Consider the following 15888-nt stretch of genomic DNA (forward strand, 5'->3'; position numbering starts at 1 on the left):
TGATGATGGCGCAACGCGAATCACAACGCAGCGTGAAGCGGGAGCGCGCCGGCGGCGCCGGTGCGGAGGAGGGCGAACGGGTGGGCGCGTCGTCCGGCGTTCGCGCCAGTCATCACATCGAGCTGCCGCAGTACGAAACGGTCGCGCTGGTGCTGCAGGGCGGCGGCGCGCTCGGCGCATATCAGGCGGGCGTCTACCAGGGGCTCGACGAGGCCGGCATTTTGCCGAACTGGCTCGCTGGCATTTCGATTGGCGCGTTGAACACGGCGATCATCGCGGGCAACGCGCCCAAACATCGCGTCGAAAAGCTGCACGAGTTCTGGGAGACGATCTGCCAGCCGGCCTACGGTCCGCCCGTGCCGCCGTCCATCGAGCACGCGCTCTTCAATTCGAACGACGCCGTACGCAAGATGTTCACGGCGATGCAGGCAGTCGGCGCGCTCGTCGACGGGCAGAAGGGTTTCTTCACGCCGCGCTTTCCGCCGCCGTTGCCTGCCGTGTCGGTTCCGCCGCAAAACGCGAGCTACTACGACACGACGCCGCTCAAGGCGACGCTCGAGCGGCTATGCGATTTCGACCGGATCAACTCGAAAGAGATGCGCGTATCGGTCGGCGCGGTGAACGTGCATACGGGCAACTTCGCGTACTTCGACAACACGCATACGACGCTCAAGCCCGAGCATTTCATGGCATCAGGCGCGTTGCCGCCGGGCTTCGGGGCCGTGGAGATCGACGGCGAGTACTACTGGGACGGCGGGCTGATGTCGAATACGCCACTCGCCGAGGTCGCGCAGGCAAGCCCGCGCCGCGATACGCTCGCCTTTCAGGTCGATCTGTGGAGCGCGATCGGCCCCGTGCCCGACAACATCACCGACGTGCAGGGTCGTGTCAAGGACATCCAGTATTCGAGCCGGACGCGCTTCGTCACGGACACGATGCGGCATTCGCAGCGCTTTCGGCATGTGCTGCGCGAAGTGCTTGAGCGCGTGTCGCCGGAGCATCGCAACGATCCGTGGTGCAAGCTCGCGGAGCAACTCGCGTGCTCGAAGCGCTACAACATCATTCACCTGATCTACCGGGACAAGGAATACGAAGGACACTACAAGGACTACCAGTTCGGCTTGTCGACGATGCATCAGCATTGGGCAAGCGGTCTGGACGATATCCGCAACTCGCTTGCGCAACCGGGCTGGCTCGACATGCCGGACAACGACGCGAGCTTCGTCACGCATGACATTCATCGCGATTCACGTTGAGCGTCGTGTCCGACGCCTGCTGATGACGTGTGGCATTGAATGCACGGTTGCCGTCGCGTCGAATGCGCTCGCGAGTCGGCGTAAGGGCGAGTGGGGCATGACATGAAAAAGGCGCTCACGAGGAGCGCCTTTTGACTGGCAGCATGGACTGCCATGCGAGACGAGACGGCGCTGCACGCCGTCTCTTTACGACTTACTTCAGGACGGCAGCAACCGCGTTGGCCACGACGTCCAGATTGCGTGTGTTCAGCGCGGCCACGCAGATACGGCCCGTGCTGACGGCGTAGATGCCAAATTCTTCGCGCAGACGGTCAACTTGCGGCGCCGTCAGACCCGAGTACGAGAACATGCCGCGTTGCGCGTTGACGAAGCTGAAGTCGCGGTCGATGCCCGCCGCCTTCAGACGCTCGACGAGACCATTGCGCATCGCGCGGATGCGGTCGCGCATTTCTCCCAGTTCCGTCTCCCACGTTGCGCGCAGTTCCGGCGAAGCGAGTACCGCTGCGACGACGGCACCGCCGTGCGTCGGCGGGTTCGAATAGTTCGTGCGAATTACGCGCTTGAGTTGCGACAGCACGCGCACAGCCTCTTCCTTGCTGCCCGTGATGATCGACAGTGCGCCGACGCGTTCGCCGTACAGCGAGAACGACTTCGAAAACGACGACGACACGAACACGTTCAGCTCCGATTGCGCGAAGAGACGCACGGCAGCCGCGTCGGCGTCGATGCCGTCGCCGAAGCCCTGATAGGCGATGTCGAGGAACGGCACCAGTTCGCGTGCCTTCACGACTTCGACCACCTGGCGCCACTGGTCGACCGTGAGATCGACGCCCGTCGGGTTGTGGCAGCACGCGTGCAGCACGACGACTGTGCCCGGTGCGTAGCTATTGAGCGCCGACAGCATGCCTTCGAAGTTCACGCCATGCGTCTTTGCGTCGTAGTACGGGTACGACACGACTTCGAAGCCAGCGCTTTCGAACAGCGCGCGGTGGTTTTCCCAGCTCGGATCGCTGATTGCGACCTTCGCCGCCGGATTGAGGCGCTTCAGGAAATCCGCGCCGATTTTCAGCGCGCCCGTGCCGCCCAGCGCCTGCGCCGTCACGACACGGCCAGCGGCGATCAGCGGCGAGTCGTTGCCGAGCAGCAGCTTCTGCACCGCTGCGTCATAGACGGCGATGCCTTCGATCGGCAGATAGCCGCGCGGCAGCGCGGCTTCAACGCGTGCCTTTTCTGCTTCGCGGACGGCGCGCAGCAGAGGAATCTTGCCTTCTTCGTTGGTGTACACGCCGACACCCAAATTGACTTTAGTGGTGCGCGTGTCGGCATTGAAGGCTTCGTTCAGGCCCAGAATCGGGTCGCGGGGAGCAAGTTCGACGGCGGAGAACAGAGACATGATGATTCGGCAGTAGTGAAAAGAGGGACGACTTCGGATGCTGCTAGGAACCGCATGCGGCTCGGGGCGGCGAGGTTCGGAATATGCGATGGGACCATGCTTGGGTCCCGATCATGCTTTCGACGACAGCCGCGCGGGCGCGAACGTGCCATTGTAACGAATCTCGCCGGGCTTTTTTGCGCCGGGCGCGCTTGCAGATGGATTAATTTGCAATGAAAACAGCGATCTGGCGATGTTTTTTTGCCGCAAACGCATGATTTCCGGCGCAACGGCGTGGGTGGTCGGGCACGGTTTCAGACGCGAGGTGAGGCGTCGGCTCGACCGTTCGCAAAACGCTAGAATAGTCGTTTGCTCCGGGGCCGAGGTGCCGCTTCCATGTCCGAACATCATCTGAGTGAAGTCAACGACGCTCTCGACGAATCCAAATTCGTGACGTTCGAGGACTCGCCGTTCAGGCTCTATCAGCCGTATCCGCCCGCTGGCGACCAGCCGACGGCGATCGACACGCTCGTCGAAGGCGTCGAGGACGGTCTGTCGTTCCAGACGCTGCTCGGCGTGACGGGCTCCGGCAAAACGTACACGATGGCGAACACGATCGCGCGTCTGGGCCGGCCCGCAATCGTCTTCGCGCCCAACAAGACGCTCGCGGCGCAGCTGTACGCGGAGTTTCGCGAGTTTTTTCCGCACAATGCCGTCGAGTACTTTGTCTCGTATTACGACTACTACCAGCCGGAAGCGTATGTGCCGCAGCGCGACCTCTTCATCGAAAAGGACTCGTCGGTCAACGAGCACATCGAGCAGATGCGTCTGTCGGCGACGAAGAGTCTGATGGAGCGGCGCGATGTCGTGATCGTCGCGACCGTGTCGGCGATCTACGGTATTGGTAATCCGTCGGAATATCACCAAATGATTCTGACGCTGAGAACCGGCGACAAGATCGGACAGCGCGACATCATCGCGCGTCTCATCGCGATGCAGTACAACCGCAACGAGGCCGATTTCCAGCGCGGTTCGTTCCGCGTGCGCGGCGACACGATCGATATCTTTCCTGCCGAACATGCGGAAATGGCGGTGCGCGTCGAACTGTTCGACGATGAAATCGACACGCTTCAATTGTTCGATCCGCTCACGGGCCGCGTGCGTCAGAAGATTCTGCGCTTCACCGTTTATCCGTCGTCGCACTATGTGACGCCGCGTGAGACCGTGATGCGTGCCGTTGAGACGATCAAGTCCGAACTGCGCGACCGGCTCGAGTTCTTCTACAACGACGGCAAGCTCGTCGAAGCGCAACGGCTCGAGCAGCGCACACGCTTCGATCTGGAAATGCTGCAGGAACTGGGCTTCTGCAAGGGCATCGAGAACTACTCGCGGCATTTTTCAGGCGCCGCGCCTGGCGAGCCACCGCCGACGCTCGTCGACTATCTGCCGACGGACGCGGTCATGTTCCTCGACGAATCGCACGTGCTGATCGGCCAGCTGAACGGCATGTACAACGGCGACCGCGCGCGCAAGGAGAATCTCGTCGACTACGGCTTCCGGCTGCCGTCCGCGCTGGACAACCGGCCGCTCAAGTTCAACGAGTTCGAGCGCAAGATGCGCCAGGTCGTGTACGTGTCGGCAACGCCCGCCGACTACGAGAAAAAGACGTCGGGGCAGGTGGCCGAGCAGGTCGTGCGTCCGACGGGCCTCGTCGATCCGGAAATCAACGTGCGGCCGGCGCGCACGCAGGTGGACGATGTGCTGGCCGAGATCAACGAGCGCGTGGCCGCGGGCGACCGCGTGCTCGTCACCGTACTGACCAAGCGCATGGCCGAGCAGCTGACGGAGTTTCTCGCCGATCACGGCGTGAAGGTGCGCTATCTGCACAGCGATATCGATACCGTCGAGCGCGTCGAAATCATCCGCGACTTGCGGCTGGGCACGTTCGACGTGCTGGTCGGGATCAATCTGCTGCGCGAAGGGCTGGATATTCCGGAGGTTTCGCTGGTCGCGATTCTCGACGCGGACAAGGAAGGCTTCCTGCGCGCCGAGCGTTCGCTGATCCAGACGATCGGCCGCGCCGCGCGCAACGTGAACGGCAAGGCCATTCTCTATGCGGACAAGATCACGGATTCGATGAAGCGTGCGATCGACGAAACCGAGCGGCGGCGCGCGAAGCAGATCGCGTTCAACGAGAAGATGGGCATCGTGCCGCGCGGCGTCGTGAAGCGGATCAAGGACATCATCGATGGCGTGTACAACGTCGACGAGGCGCGCGCCGAACTGAAGGAACAGCAAGTCCGTGCGAAGTTCGAAGACATGTCCGAGAAGCAGGTCGCGAAGGAGCTGAAGCGACTTGAGAAGCAGATGATGGAGCACGCGAAGAATCTCGAATTCGAAAAGGCGGCTCGGGTGCGCGATGAGATTGCCCTGTTGCGCGAGCGTGTGTTCGGCGCAAACGTCGGCGATCATCTGACGGGCACGGATTAGGGTTTCAGCGACGTCCTTCAAGACGCACAGATGGTCAACGTGCGGCGCTTTGCCGCCGCGCACATCTGTTTGCCGGATTGCAGTAACGGCATCGTTCTGAAAACAGTGCTTAAAGCTTCCCGTAAGACCCTGTTGCAGCAAGGCTTTCGACGCGTTCGCATTTGTTCTTCCGCATGAACAGTGATAAACTCCGCCATGTATTGAGAATGGTTCGCATTACCGTTCGTTACTGCTTTCGCACTTGCGCGAGCGGCATCGAACAATTGGCGAAACACGTGAAGAAATGCGCATGCGAAACCTCTTCGACGCGCCTTTCCGTTTCCAGCTTTTCCTTGCTTCAGTCTAAAAAAACAAAGGAGTTTCAATGCGCGTTTCGTCAATTCTGAGCGGCGGCGTTGCTGTCCTCGCTGCCGTTGCCGCGATGTCGGCGTCGGCTGCTGAATATCCGATCGGCAAGCAGCAGATCCAGGGCGGCATGGAAATCGGCGCCGTGTATCTGCAGCCGATCACGATGGATCCGGAAGGCATGATGCGCAAGGCATCAGATTCCGACATCCACCTCGAGGCCGACATCCACTCGGTCAAGAAGAATCCGACTGGTTTCGCCGAAGGCGACTGGATGCCTTATCTGCAAGTGCGCTACGAGCTGACCAAGCCGGGTTCGAGCTACGACCAGAAGGGTGATCTGATGCCGATGGTCGCCGACGACGGTCCCCACTACGGCGACAACGTCAAGCTCGCTGGCCCGGGCAAGTATCACCTGAAGCTGATCGTCGAACCGCCGATGCAGAACGGCCATATGGCGTTCGGCCGTCACGTCGACAAGGAAACGGGCGTCGGTCCGTGGTTCAAGCCGTTCACGATCGAATACGATTTCCCGTTTGCGGGCATCGGCAAGAAGGGCGGTTACTGATCGCCGTCGATCGCATCGCGATCCCCAATGAAGTGAGCGGCGCGTGAGAGCGCGCCGCATTTCCAGGAAGGGTGCATGAGAGTCAACAAGAAGATTGCCGTTCTGGCATTGGCCGCATCGTTCATCGGGCTGGTGCACGCGGACGAAGCCGTGACGTTCAAGCTGGAAATGACGGACGGCAAGCTGAATCCGGCGCGTATCGAAGTGCCCGCCGGCAAGCGCATCAGAATCGAAGTGAAGAACACGGGTAAAGGCGCGGCGGAATTCGAGAGCGTCGAGTTGCGCAAAGAGAAGGTTCTGGCGCCGGGCGCCGAATCCGTCGTCGTGATCGCTCCGCTCGATCCCGGTACGTACAAGTTTTTTGACGATTTCCATCAACAGGCGCAGGGCGTGATCGTCGCCAGGTGATGTCGTCGCGGCGAGCCGTAACACGGACGCGCGGCGTCCACTGAAGCAGTTGGAGGTTTCGATGGGTCAGGTGGTGTTCATCGTTTGGCGGGAGAGCGTCGAGGCGCTGCTCGTCGTCGGGATTCTGTACGCGTGGCTGAAGAATGGCGACGAGCAGGCGCGCCATGGTCTGCCGTATCTGTGGGCGGGCGTGGCGGCCGGCGTGCTGGCCGCGATCGGCCTGGGCGCGGCGCTGGTCGGGTTCACCGAGGTATTGTCGGGCGATGCGCAGGACTATTTCCAGACGGCGATGGTGCTGATCGCTTGTGTGCTGATCGTGCAGATGGTGCTGTGGATGAAATCGCACGGACGCACGCTCAAACGGGACATGGAACAGTCGCTCAAGAAGAGCACGCAGGACGCGAACTGGTGGGGCATCGCCGTGCTCGTCGCGCTGGCGATCGCGCGCGAGGGCAGCGAGACGGTGATCTTCCTGTACGGTCTCGGCTTTGGCCAGTCGGGCCATGTGGACGCGAGCCAGGTGATTGCCGTTGTCGTCGGCCTTGGCCTTGCGTTCATCACGTTCTATGTGCTGCAGCTGGGCGGCAAGATATTTTCATGGCGGCTCTTTTTCCGCATCACGGAAATGATGCTGCTGTTCCTCGGCGCGGGTCTGTTTCAGACGGGCGTCGACAAGCTGATCGACAAGGAAATCCTGCCGACCATCTTCGACCGGCTGTGGAACACATCGATGATCCTCGACGATTCCAGCACGTTCGGCTCGCTCGTCGCGACGCTCACCGGCTATCGTGCTCATCCCGCGTTGATGAACCTGATCACCTATGCGCTGTACTGGGCCGTCGTCTGGCTGCTGCTGCGCCGCGCGAAGCGCGGCCCGGCGCGGCAACCCGCGGGGCGCGCGGCATGAGCAGTGTCGTTGCGAATCGCCGCAGCCGTCTTGCGGAAGTCGGCCACTGGATGCAGCGCCACGGCGCTGTCATCCGCGGCATTCAGTGGATGGTCGTTGGCGTCTACGCGTTTCTGATTCTCGTGCCTGCGTTCACCGAACTGCCGGGCGACACTGCGCATCTGTGGAGCAACCTGACGCTCGCCGCGCAGTTCGTTTTCTGGGGCATCTGGTGGCCATTCGTGCTGCTGTCGATGGTGATGCTCGGACGCGTCTGGTGCGGTGTGCTGTGTCCCGAAGGCGCGCTGTCGGAGTTCGCGAGCAAATACGGACGAGGCCGGGCGATTCCGCACTGGATGCGCTGGGGCGGCTGGCCATTCGTCGCATTCGGTCTGACGACGATCTACGGCCAGATGGTCAGCGTCTACCAGTATCCGAAAGCGGTGTTGCTGGTGCTCGGCGGCTCCACATTGGGCGCGATGGTCATCGGATTGCTCTATGGCCGTGAGAAGCGCGTCTGGTGCAAATACCTGTGCCCTGTGAATGGGGTTTTTTCGCTTCTGGCGCGGCTCGCGCCGTTTCACTACAAGGTCGATGAGGACGCGTGGCGCCGCTCGTACAAGCAGGGCGAGCACGGTCATCGCGTGATTCCCATCAACTGCGCGCCGCTCGTGCCGTTGCGCAACATGAAGGGCGCGTCGTCGTGCCATATGTGCGGCCGTTGCAGCGGGCATCGCGACGCGATCGCGCTGACGTGGCGCAAGCCGTCGTCGGAAGTGGTCGATCTCGGCGACAAGCAGGCGAGCGCCTGGGACACGGCGCTGATCCTGTACGGCCTGCTCGGCATCGCGATCGGCGCGTTCCACTGGACGGGCTCGCCGTGGTTCATCGACGTCAAGCAGACGCTCGCGACGTGGTTCATCGATCACGACATCATGTGGCCGCTCGACACGAATGCGCCGTGGTTCGTGTTCACGCACTATCCGGAGCAGAACGACGTCTTCTCGTGGCTCGACGGCGGGATGATCATCGGCTACATCCTCGCGACGGGCGCCTTCTACGGCACGGCGCTGCTGGCGCTGCTGGCGGGCGCGACGCGCACGCTGGGCCGCTTCGACACGACGCGCCTGCATCATCTCGCGCAGGCGCTGATTCCGATTGCGGGCACGGGCGTGTTCCTCGGGCTTTCGGCAACGACGCTGTCGCTGCTGAAGGCCGAGCATGTGCCGATCGACTGGGCTTCGGATGTGCGCATCGCGATTCTCGTGATCGCGAACGCGTGGAGCGCGTGGCTCGCGTGGCTCGTGACGCGCCGCTACACCTCGCACATTTTGCAGCGCGGGCTCGCGATGGTATGGTTCATGGCGGCATTGGCGGTCGTCGATAGTGCGTGGTGGCTGATGTTCTGGGGCTGGACGCACTGAAGGCGCGCCGCGTTTTCCAGCGAGGTAGCCTGTGAGAACCAAACCCGTACTGACCGACGAAGACGTCAAGAAAATGGCGGCCGCCGCCGAGGCGCACGCGGTGGCCAATCACTGGATCGTGACGATCGCCATCCTCGACGATGGCGGTCATCTGCTCCATCTGCACCGGATGGACGGCGCCGCGCCGGGCACGGTCGACATGGCGACCGCGAAGGGGCGCACGGCTGTACTCGGGCGCCGCGAAACCAAGGTCTATGAAGACGTGATCAAGCAGGGGCGCACGGCGTTTCTAAGCGCGCCGATCACGGCGATGGTCGAGGGCGGCGTGCCCGTCCTCGTGGACGGCGAGACGGTCGGTGCGATCGGCGTATCGGGCGTGAAGTCGGAGCAGGATGCGGCGATCGCGCGCGCGGGCATCGCCGCGCTGGAGATCGGCTGACGCCGTTTTTCCGCCGTCGGCCGAGGCTCGCGATTCCGCGCGACACGCCTTCAAGGACAAAAGCCGTGCGGATGTATTCATCCACACGGCTTCATCTCGTTTGAACGTCGCGCGCTGTTCGTTGCGCGCGCTTTATAGTGCTATCCGCGGTGAGAACCCAAAAAAGCGGCCTGGCTGGCTGAGACGGCTGGCTTGGTGTCTGCACGAAGGGGTCTAGATCTCGCGTGCAAGCCGTCGTGGCTGGCTAATGCCCAACACCTCTCGGAGAGGTGGTCCCCACAATACCCGGTTCTACTGCAATCGTTACTTGGTCAGGATCAGCTTGCCCAGACGCGTCGCGCGCAGTTGATACGTCTCGCCGTTATGCACGATGCTCACGTGGCTGCGGCCCTGAAGCAGCGCGTCGCTGGTCAATACGCGCTCGGTCGGCTCGGCGGGTCGTGCGGCGTTACTGCCGCTGCCGTTGCCGGTGCGGCTTTCGGCGGGTGCCGTCGTGACGGACTTCGCCGGGCGGCCGGTCGTCAGTGCCGCAGCGGCGGGGCGGCGCAGGCTGAGCGTGGAAGAGCGAGTCGTGTTCGTCATGCTTGCCATCGGTTCGTCGATTTGTTGGATTGATTCTAAATGATAACCATTCCTATTCACAAGGCAGCGAAATCAATCGGCAAGGCGTTTCGATAGGCAGAGGATTGCGCCGCACGGAGCGTCCGGCGGCGCGCAGGATTTAATGCAGCTGGTCAGGCGTATTGCGCGTGCTGACGTACTGGCGGATCAGCCGGACAGTGTCGATGTCCGACTCGCGATACGCCGATTTCACGATCTCTTCCGTCTGACGCGCGTCGGGATCGCCGTTGTCGTCGGCGGAGGGCAGGCTCGTTTTGTACTCGAAGCGCAAAAAGAGCTGCAACTCGTCAGGCTGCTCGATCGTCATCGTCAGCGATCCCCCGACGTATTCGGCCGTCGCGAGGATGTCGTAACGCACGCTGTCCTTCGGCGTGAGCGTCACGTGATCGCGCACGGTTGCCTGGCCGTAGTGCAGTTCACGTTCCATCGTGCTATCGGTGCGCGAGAGGATCGAGCAGCTGTCGAGGCCGATCACGAACAGCTGCGGCTGCTCGGCGCGCAGCACGAGCCCCTCCCACAGCTGTTCGCGCGTCAGCGATTCGACGAGCGGATTCAGCGGATCGTTAATCTGGATCAGATGTTCGAAGTTCAAGGCGGCAGCTTCCTTCTAAAGCCCAAGGTTTATAGCGTCAAGCAACAGCCAGGCCTGTACGGATCGAAATCGGATTGCTGAGGATCTTGTGCACGGGACACGAATTGGCGATCTGCAGGAGCCGTTCTTGCTGCTCGTCGGACAGATCGCCCGTCAGCACGATCTGGCGGTCGATGGCCGTGCCGTCGCCTTCTTTCTGCATGGACAGCGTCACGCGCACTTCTTCGAGCGGCCAGCCTTTGCGCTGCGCATACATCTTCAGCGTAATCGACGTGCACGCGCCGAGGCTCGACAGCAGCAGCGAGTTCGGCGTGGGGCCGCGATCAGCTCCGCCGAGCGACTCGGGTTCATCGGCGATCCATGTATGCGCGCCGTCGTCGAACATCACTTGATAATTCGTCGAGCCGATGTGTGCCGTGACCTTCGTGTCTGCCATGCGCGTTCCTTACGGGAAAGGTGATGCCGCGCGGCATATCACGCGGCGCGCGGGCTCAGGTTGCTTTTCTCAGGTTGCTATTGTGAACGAATTTGCTGCGATTCGCGGGTAGGGCTTGCTGCGCGTAAAACTGAAACTTCGGGGCGAAAGGGCGCTGATAAGGCGCTCAATGCGTGATCTGTCCCATGCGGCCCGCCTGATAGTCGATGACGGCCTGACGGATTTCGTCTTCCGTGTTCATCACGAACGGGCCATAGCGCACGACGGGCTCGTTGAGCGGCACGCCGCCGAGCAGCAGCACGTCGAGCGGCTCGGCGCCGGCGGCCATCGTCACCGTGTCGCCGTCGTTGTCGAATACGATCATCTGCTGCGGTCCGATTTCGAGCTGCTCGTCGCTATAGAAGCCTGTGCCCGCGAGCCCATAAGCGAACACGCGATAGTCGCGCGGCACCGGATGCACGATGCGCGCACCCGGCTGCAACGTGAAATGCTGATACAGGATCGGCGTGCGCGTCTCGATCGCGGCCTTCACGCCGAGCGCCTCGCCGGCGATCACCTTTACGCGCACCTTGCTGTCGTCGGATGTCGCGATGGGGATGCCCTCCGACGGCATCTCCTGATAACGCGGCGCGATCATCTTGTCACGCTTCGGCAGGTTCACCCACAGTTGCAGACCGTGCACGCGCCCACCCGTCGCGACGAACGACGGGTCCGGCATTTCGCTATGCACGACGCCGGAACCAGCCGTCATCCATTGGACATCGCCCGCGCGCAGCGTGCCCGAGTGGCCCGCCGAGTCCTTGTGGCCGAACTGGCCTTCGAGCACGTACGTCACCGTTTCGAAGCCGCGATGCGGGTGATCTGGCGCGCCTTTCGCCTCGCCGGGCGCGTAGTCGACGGGACCCATTTCGTCGAGCAGCAGAAACGGATCGAAGTCCATCAGCATGCGTGTCGGAAACGGGCGGTGGACGACAAAGCCGCCGCCCTCAACCGTGCGAACAGAAGGGTACGTGCGTTCGATCGTGCGGGTCGCGCTCATCAAAGTCACCTCGAAAAAAGGGGAATAGCGTTATTTCTGAAACATGCGGCTATTATATGGACCGATTTTGGCCAAAACAGGCCGTCTGTCGCAATGGATTGTTCTGCTAGTGAAACGATGACATGAAGATCGATTCGCATAACCTGAACGACCTGATGTACTTTTCGCAGGTCGTCGAACATGGCGGTTTTTCCGCCGCCGAGCGTGTGCTCGGCATTTCGAAGTCGCGTCTGTCGCGGCGTCTGACCGAACTAGAGGCGTCGCTGGGCGTGCGTCTTTTGCAGCGCTCGACGCGCAAGCTCGCGCTGACGGAAGCCGGGCAACTGTTCTACCAGCACTGTCAGGCGATGCTTTCCGAGGCGCAGGCGGCCGTCAACGTCGTACAGCAGCTGCGCTCGTCGCCGCGCGGCACGGTGCGCGTCAGCGTGCCCGTGACGATCTCGCAGACCATCCTGTCGCAGATCCTGCCGGAATTCATGCATCGTTATCCGGAAGTGCGCGTCGTGATGCGCGTGACGAACCGCGTCGTCGATCTGTTCGAAGATTCGATCGACGTTGCGTTGCGCGTGCGCTCCGAGCCGCCGGAGAACGCGAACATCGTCGTGCGGCCGTTGTGGCGCACGCAACAGATGCTGGTCGGCGCGCCAAGCCTGCTGAGCCAGAATGCGCCGCCGCTCGCGCCCGCCGATCTGAACCGTTTCGAGACGCTCGACACGCCGACGGGCGACGGCCGCCACGTGTTCAATCTGATTGCGCCGGACGGCACGCGTCACGCGCACGAGCACGAACCGCGCCTCGTGACGGCCGATCTGATGATGATCACGGAAGCGGCGCTCGCGGGCGTCGGCATCGCGGCGCTGCCGGAGATGATGTATGGCGCCGCGTTGCGCAGCGGGCGCCTGTCGCCCGTGATGCCGGGCTGGACGCTGCCGTCGCCGCAGCTCTATGCGGTGTTTCTGTCGCGTCAGGGGATGGTGCCGGCCGTGCGGACTTTCGTCGATTATCTGGTCGAGATGCTCGATCCGGACACGGGCAAGCATATCCAGCAGGAATGCCCCGAGCGCGCAGCGAAGCCGGCGCGTCTGAAGGCGGAAGCGATCTGACGCATCGACATCACATCGCATCGCGCCGTGTCCACGCGTGAACGTAGCGCACGCCACACGGCAAATATCGTTTTTGCCATTTAAGCGCGAACGGCGATGGATACTTTCAATGGCCGCAGACTTGTACGCACGCGCCCGCAGGCTTATATTGAAATCCCTTCGCTAAGGAGTGTCCTATGCGAAAACTGACGGCCGCTTTGATAGTGAGCCTGATAGGGCTGACCGCGCTGTCCGTGTCAACCACGGCTGCCGCATGCGGTGATCAGATCCAGAGCAGAAGCGATGGCAAATGATCCCGCCGCCCGAAGGCGCCGAGTGCGCACGAAAAAAGGCCTTCATCCGACGATGAAGGCCTTTAACATTTAGCCCTGAAAAACAGGGCTTTTCTTCGAAGAACGACGAACGCGGGCGGCGCGCTCAGCGCGCTTTCGGCTGCGTGACGAAGCCGATCTTCGTCAGACCGCCCGCCTGGGCCGCCGACATCACGTCCGCCACCTTCTCGTACGCAACCTTGCGGTCCGCGCTCAGATGCAGCTCCGGCTGCGGATTCTGCTGCGCAGCCGCGGCGATTTTCGCCTGCAGCGCATCGTCGGAGATTTTCTGGTCGTCCCACAGCACGTTGCCGTCGGCGTCGATCGACACCGTCACCTGCGCGGGCTTCGTGTCTTCCTTCTGGCTGCTCGCGTGCGGCAGGTCGATCTTCACCGCATGGCGGATCACCGGGATCGTCACCATGAATACGATCAGGAGAACCAACATGACGTCGACGAGCGGCGTCATGTTGATTTCGTTCATGAGGCCGTCGTCATCGTCGCCGGCAAAAGGGCTCATTGCCATCGCTATGCCTCCCGGTTAGTTAGCGCGGGACGCGAGCCGAAGACCGTCTCCGCGTTTCGTCGACGACAGGCGTGCGCCCGTCACGAAGAACGCATGGAGGCCATGAGCGAAGCGGCTCAGCTTGCTGACGATCGCCTTGTTGGCGCGCGTGAGTGCGTTGTAGCCGAGCACGGCAGGAATCGCGACGAAGAGACCGAAGGCCGTCATGATGAGCGCCTCGCCGACGGGGCCCGCGACCTGATCGATCGACGACTGGCCCGTCGCGCCGATGCTCAGCAGCGCGTGATAGATGCCCCACACCGTGCCGAACAGGCCGACGAACGGCGCGGTGCTGCCGATCGACGCGAGAATCGCGAGGCCGCTCTGCATGCGCGCGACGCTGTCATCCATCGTGTCCTTCAGGCAGCGCGTGACCCAATCCGATACATCCATGCGGTCGTGCAGATGCGGCTGCGTCTGATGATGATGGTCGGCGGCTTCCTGGCCCGACAGCGCGAGCGCGAGAAACGGGTTTTCAGCCGGCGACGACGTATCGCTGCCGAGCTTCTTCACGCCGTCGTTGAAGTCGTCCGAATGCCAGAATGCCTGCTCGGCGTCTTTCGTCAGACGCTTGAGACGCATGACGTTCCAGCTCTTGATGACGATCACGCTCCAGGACAGCACCGACATGATGAGCAGTGCCAGCGCGATGCCGCGCGTGACGAAATCCCCTTGTGCCCAGACGTGGGCAATACCGTAGTTCTGCATGGCAATTCCTTTTCTTCTTTGAAATCTGTTCCGGCGGATCAGTTGCTAAGGCTGAAGGCGAAAGGCTGTGTGTACGCGGCGCGGACGGGCTCGCTGTTTTCCAGGTACGGCTTGCACGAACTGGAGTGCATCGCGTCGAGCGCGGCCTGGTCGAGGCGGTCGTAGCCGCTGCTCTTTTTCAATTCGATGTTCTCGATCTTGCCCGTCAGCCCGACGACGAAGTGGATCATTGCTGTCCCCGTCTCGCCGCGTCGGCGCGACAGGGCGGGATAGTCGGGCTGGACGATGCTGCAATCGAGGTGCGACACGTTCTTCGGCGCGGACAGCGCCATCGTCGGCTTGCCGACGGCTGGCGCGGCGGGTGCAGCTGGCGTCGCGGGAGCGGGCGCGGCTGGCGTGGGCGGAGCCGGCGGGGCAGGCTCGGCGGGCGCGGCGATCTCGTGCTGCGACGGCGCCTGCGCAACGGGCAGCGGCGTCGGTGTGGGCTTCGGCGTCGGGCGCGGCTGCACCTTCGGCTTGACCTTCTGGACGGGCGTGGGCTTCGGCGGAGGCGGCGTCGGGATCGATTGGATTGCGGCCGGCGCGGCGACGGGCGCCGGGCTGATCAGCTCGGCCGTGATCGTGCGCGATTCGATCGGTTTGAACGGCGTCGCTTCGCGCATCGTGAACGCGACGGCGAGCGCAACGAAATGAAGTCCGATGACTATACCTGTCACCGTGACGATACGCGGATTGATTCGGGCGGAAGCGTCTGGCGCGAAGCCGGTTGGGAGAGTAGGCGTGGCCTGCATGTTAGCGTGGCGGCGCGCCGTCGATGCAGCACGGCGTCATTTTCGGAATATCAGCAGTGAAATGCACAGGGTGGTCACGAAACCGATCAGCAATTCCATTTCGAACTCCTCGAAGAATGGCGTCGCTGGCTGGTCTCGGACTGGCTTGCTGACGGCGGAAAGAAAACTGAAGCGCGTGCGATGCTAGCGCGCTTTTCAGCGCGCAACATGAAGATGAGTCAAGGCTGACGAACGCAGTTTCAGGCGGCCTTGCGTTCGTAGAACGTCAGCGGCACGGCTTGCGTGTGGTGCTCGACGCCGCAACGGCTCGCGCAGACGCCACTTTCGGCCATCACATCCCGCACGGATTGTTCGCACTTGCCGCAGCACATCGCGACGCCCAGCTCGAATTGAAGTTCGTCGAAGGTGTCGATGCCCTCGGCGATCGAGGCGCGGATCTTCCGGTCGGATACAGACTTGCACACGCAGACAATCATGACAGCTCGCGATAGCTAACGTTAATGCGAATTATTATCATTATGTTGGGGCGCTTTG

The 15888-nt window shown here is 62.3% G+C and carries 18 protein-coding genes; 8 read left to right on the forward strand and 10 right to left on the reverse strand.

Translation table 11 applies throughout. The features are described 5' to 3' along the window. Window positions 1–5 precede the first annotated feature (5 nt). Entirely contained in the window at window positions 6–1256 is a 1251-nt protein-coding gene (locus BMW76_RS00095; protein WP_090862431.1) for a DUF3734 domain-containing protein, read from the forward strand. A 193-nt stretch (window positions 1257–1449) separates the two neighbouring features. Here BMW76_RS00095 and BMW76_RS00100 read toward each other — a convergent pair whose 3' ends face one another. Next, a complete protein-coding gene (locus tag BMW76_RS00100) occupies window positions 1450–2649 on the reverse strand; it encodes an amino acid aminotransferase (RefSeq protein WP_090861506.1) in 1200 nt (399 codons plus the stop codon). Window positions 2650–2760: 111 nt separating this feature from the next. Beyond that, window positions 2761–3039 (reverse strand): hypothetical protein, encoded by a 279-nt coding sequence (locus BMW76_RS40085; protein ID WP_143062177.1) that lies wholly within the window; start codon window positions 3037–3039, stop codon window positions 2761–2763. On the opposite strand from BMW76_RS40085, the gene uvrB reads away from it, so the two are divergent. The 6 genes from uvrB (at window position 3025) to BMW76_RS00130 (ending at window position 9188) form a co-directional block, all read left to right on the forward strand. Then, on the forward strand, window positions 3025–5118 hold the full coding sequence (gene uvrB / locus BMW76_RS00105) for an excinuclease ABC subunit UvrB (protein ID WP_090861508.1): 2094 nt from the start codon (window positions 3025–3027) through the stop codon (window positions 5116–5118). The two genes, BMW76_RS40085 and uvrB, sit on opposite strands and share 15 nt — an antisense overlap. Before the next feature lie 364 nt (window positions 5119–5482). Continuing rightward, a complete protein-coding gene (locus BMW76_RS00110; protein ID WP_090861510.1) occupies window positions 5483–6031 on the forward strand; it encodes an iron transporter in 549 nt (182 codons plus the stop codon). A gap of 75 nt (window positions 6032–6106) precedes the next feature. Next, a complete protein-coding gene (locus tag BMW76_RS00115) occupies window positions 6107–6439 on the forward strand; it encodes a cupredoxin domain-containing protein (protein ID WP_090861512.1) in 333 nt (110 codons plus the stop codon). Window positions 6440–6500: 61 nt separating this feature from the next. Further along, on the forward strand, window positions 6501–7346 hold the full coding sequence (locus tag BMW76_RS00120) for an FTR1 family iron permease (protein WP_090861514.1): 846 nt from the start codon (window positions 6501–6503) through the stop codon (window positions 7344–7346). Then, a complete protein-coding gene (locus BMW76_RS00125; RefSeq protein WP_090861516.1) occupies window positions 7343–8749 on the forward strand; it encodes a 4Fe-4S binding protein in 1407 nt (468 codons plus the stop codon). The genes BMW76_RS00120 and BMW76_RS00125 overlap by 4 nt, the downstream gene beginning before the upstream one ends. A 31-nt stretch (window positions 8750–8780) precedes the next feature. After that, the gene (locus BMW76_RS00130) at window positions 8781–9188 is read left to right on the forward strand and encodes a GlcG/HbpS family heme-binding protein (protein ID WP_090861517.1); all 408 of its coding nucleotides are present in this window, start codon (window positions 8781–8783) and stop codon (window positions 9186–9188) included. A 303-nt stretch (window positions 9189–9491) separates the two neighbouring features. Here BMW76_RS00130 and hemP read toward each other — a convergent pair whose 3' ends face one another. The 4 genes from hemP to BMW76_RS00150 all read right to left on the reverse strand — a co-directional run bounded on the left by hemP (window position 9492) and on the right by BMW76_RS00150 (window position 11876). Further along, complete coding sequence (gene hemP, locus BMW76_RS00135) at window positions 9492–9770, reverse strand: hemin uptake protein HemP (protein ID WP_090862433.1); 279 nt, start codon at window positions 9768–9770, stop codon at window positions 9492–9494. A 139-nt stretch (window positions 9771–9909) separates the two neighbouring features. Continuing rightward, a complete protein-coding gene (locus BMW76_RS00140) occupies window positions 9910–10401 on the reverse strand; it encodes an SRPBCC family protein (protein ID WP_090861519.1) in 492 nt (163 codons plus the stop codon). 37 nt (window positions 10402–10438) lie between these two features. Beyond that, window positions 10439–10837, reverse strand: coding sequence for an OsmC family protein (locus BMW76_RS00145; protein ID WP_090861521.1), 399 nt, complete (start codon window positions 10835–10837; stop codon window positions 10439–10441). A 166-nt stretch (window positions 10838–11003) separates the two neighbouring features. Continuing rightward, window positions 11004–11876: a pirin family protein gene (locus BMW76_RS00150; protein WP_090861523.1), complete on the reverse strand. Its 873-nt coding sequence runs from the start codon at window positions 11874–11876 to the stop codon at window positions 11004–11006. Window positions 11877–11998: 122 nt separating this feature from the next. Between BMW76_RS00150 and BMW76_RS00155 the strand changes: the two genes are divergently transcribed. Continuing rightward, window positions 11999–12979 (forward strand): LysR family transcriptional regulator, encoded by a 981-nt coding sequence (locus BMW76_RS00155; protein ID WP_090861525.1) that lies wholly within the window; start codon window positions 11999–12001, stop codon window positions 12977–12979. A 417-nt stretch (window positions 12980–13396) separates the two neighbouring features. Here BMW76_RS00155 and BMW76_RS00160 read toward each other — a convergent pair whose 3' ends face one another. From BMW76_RS00160 to BMW76_RS00175, 4 genes are all read right to left on the reverse strand, one after another. Next, window positions 13397–13816 carry an ExbD/TolR family protein gene (locus BMW76_RS00160; RefSeq protein ID WP_090861527.1) on the reverse strand — a complete coding sequence of 140 codons (420 nt, stop codon included), beginning with the start codon at window positions 13814–13816 and terminating at the stop codon, window positions 13397–13399. Between the two features lie 15 nt (window positions 13817–13831). Then, window positions 13832–14563, reverse strand: a complete 732-nt coding sequence (locus BMW76_RS00165) for a MotA/TolQ/ExbB proton channel family protein (protein ID WP_090861529.1) — start codon at window positions 14561–14563, stop codon at window positions 13832–13834. A 38-nt stretch (window positions 14564–14601) separates the two neighbouring features. After that, entirely contained in the window at window positions 14602–15354 is a 753-nt protein-coding gene (locus BMW76_RS00170) for an energy transducer TonB (RefSeq protein ID WP_090861530.1), read from the reverse strand. A gap of 239 nt (window positions 15355–15593) precedes the next feature. Then, entirely contained in the window at window positions 15594–15830 is a 237-nt protein-coding gene (locus tag BMW76_RS00175; protein WP_087736062.1) for a (2Fe-2S)-binding protein, read from the reverse strand. Window positions 15831–15888 lie beyond the last annotated feature (58 nt).

It is taken from the genome of Paraburkholderia diazotrophica (assembly GCF_900108945.1).
Taxonomy (GTDB): domain Bacteria; phylum Pseudomonadota; class Gammaproteobacteria; order Burkholderiales; family Burkholderiaceae; genus Paraburkholderia; species Paraburkholderia diazotrophica.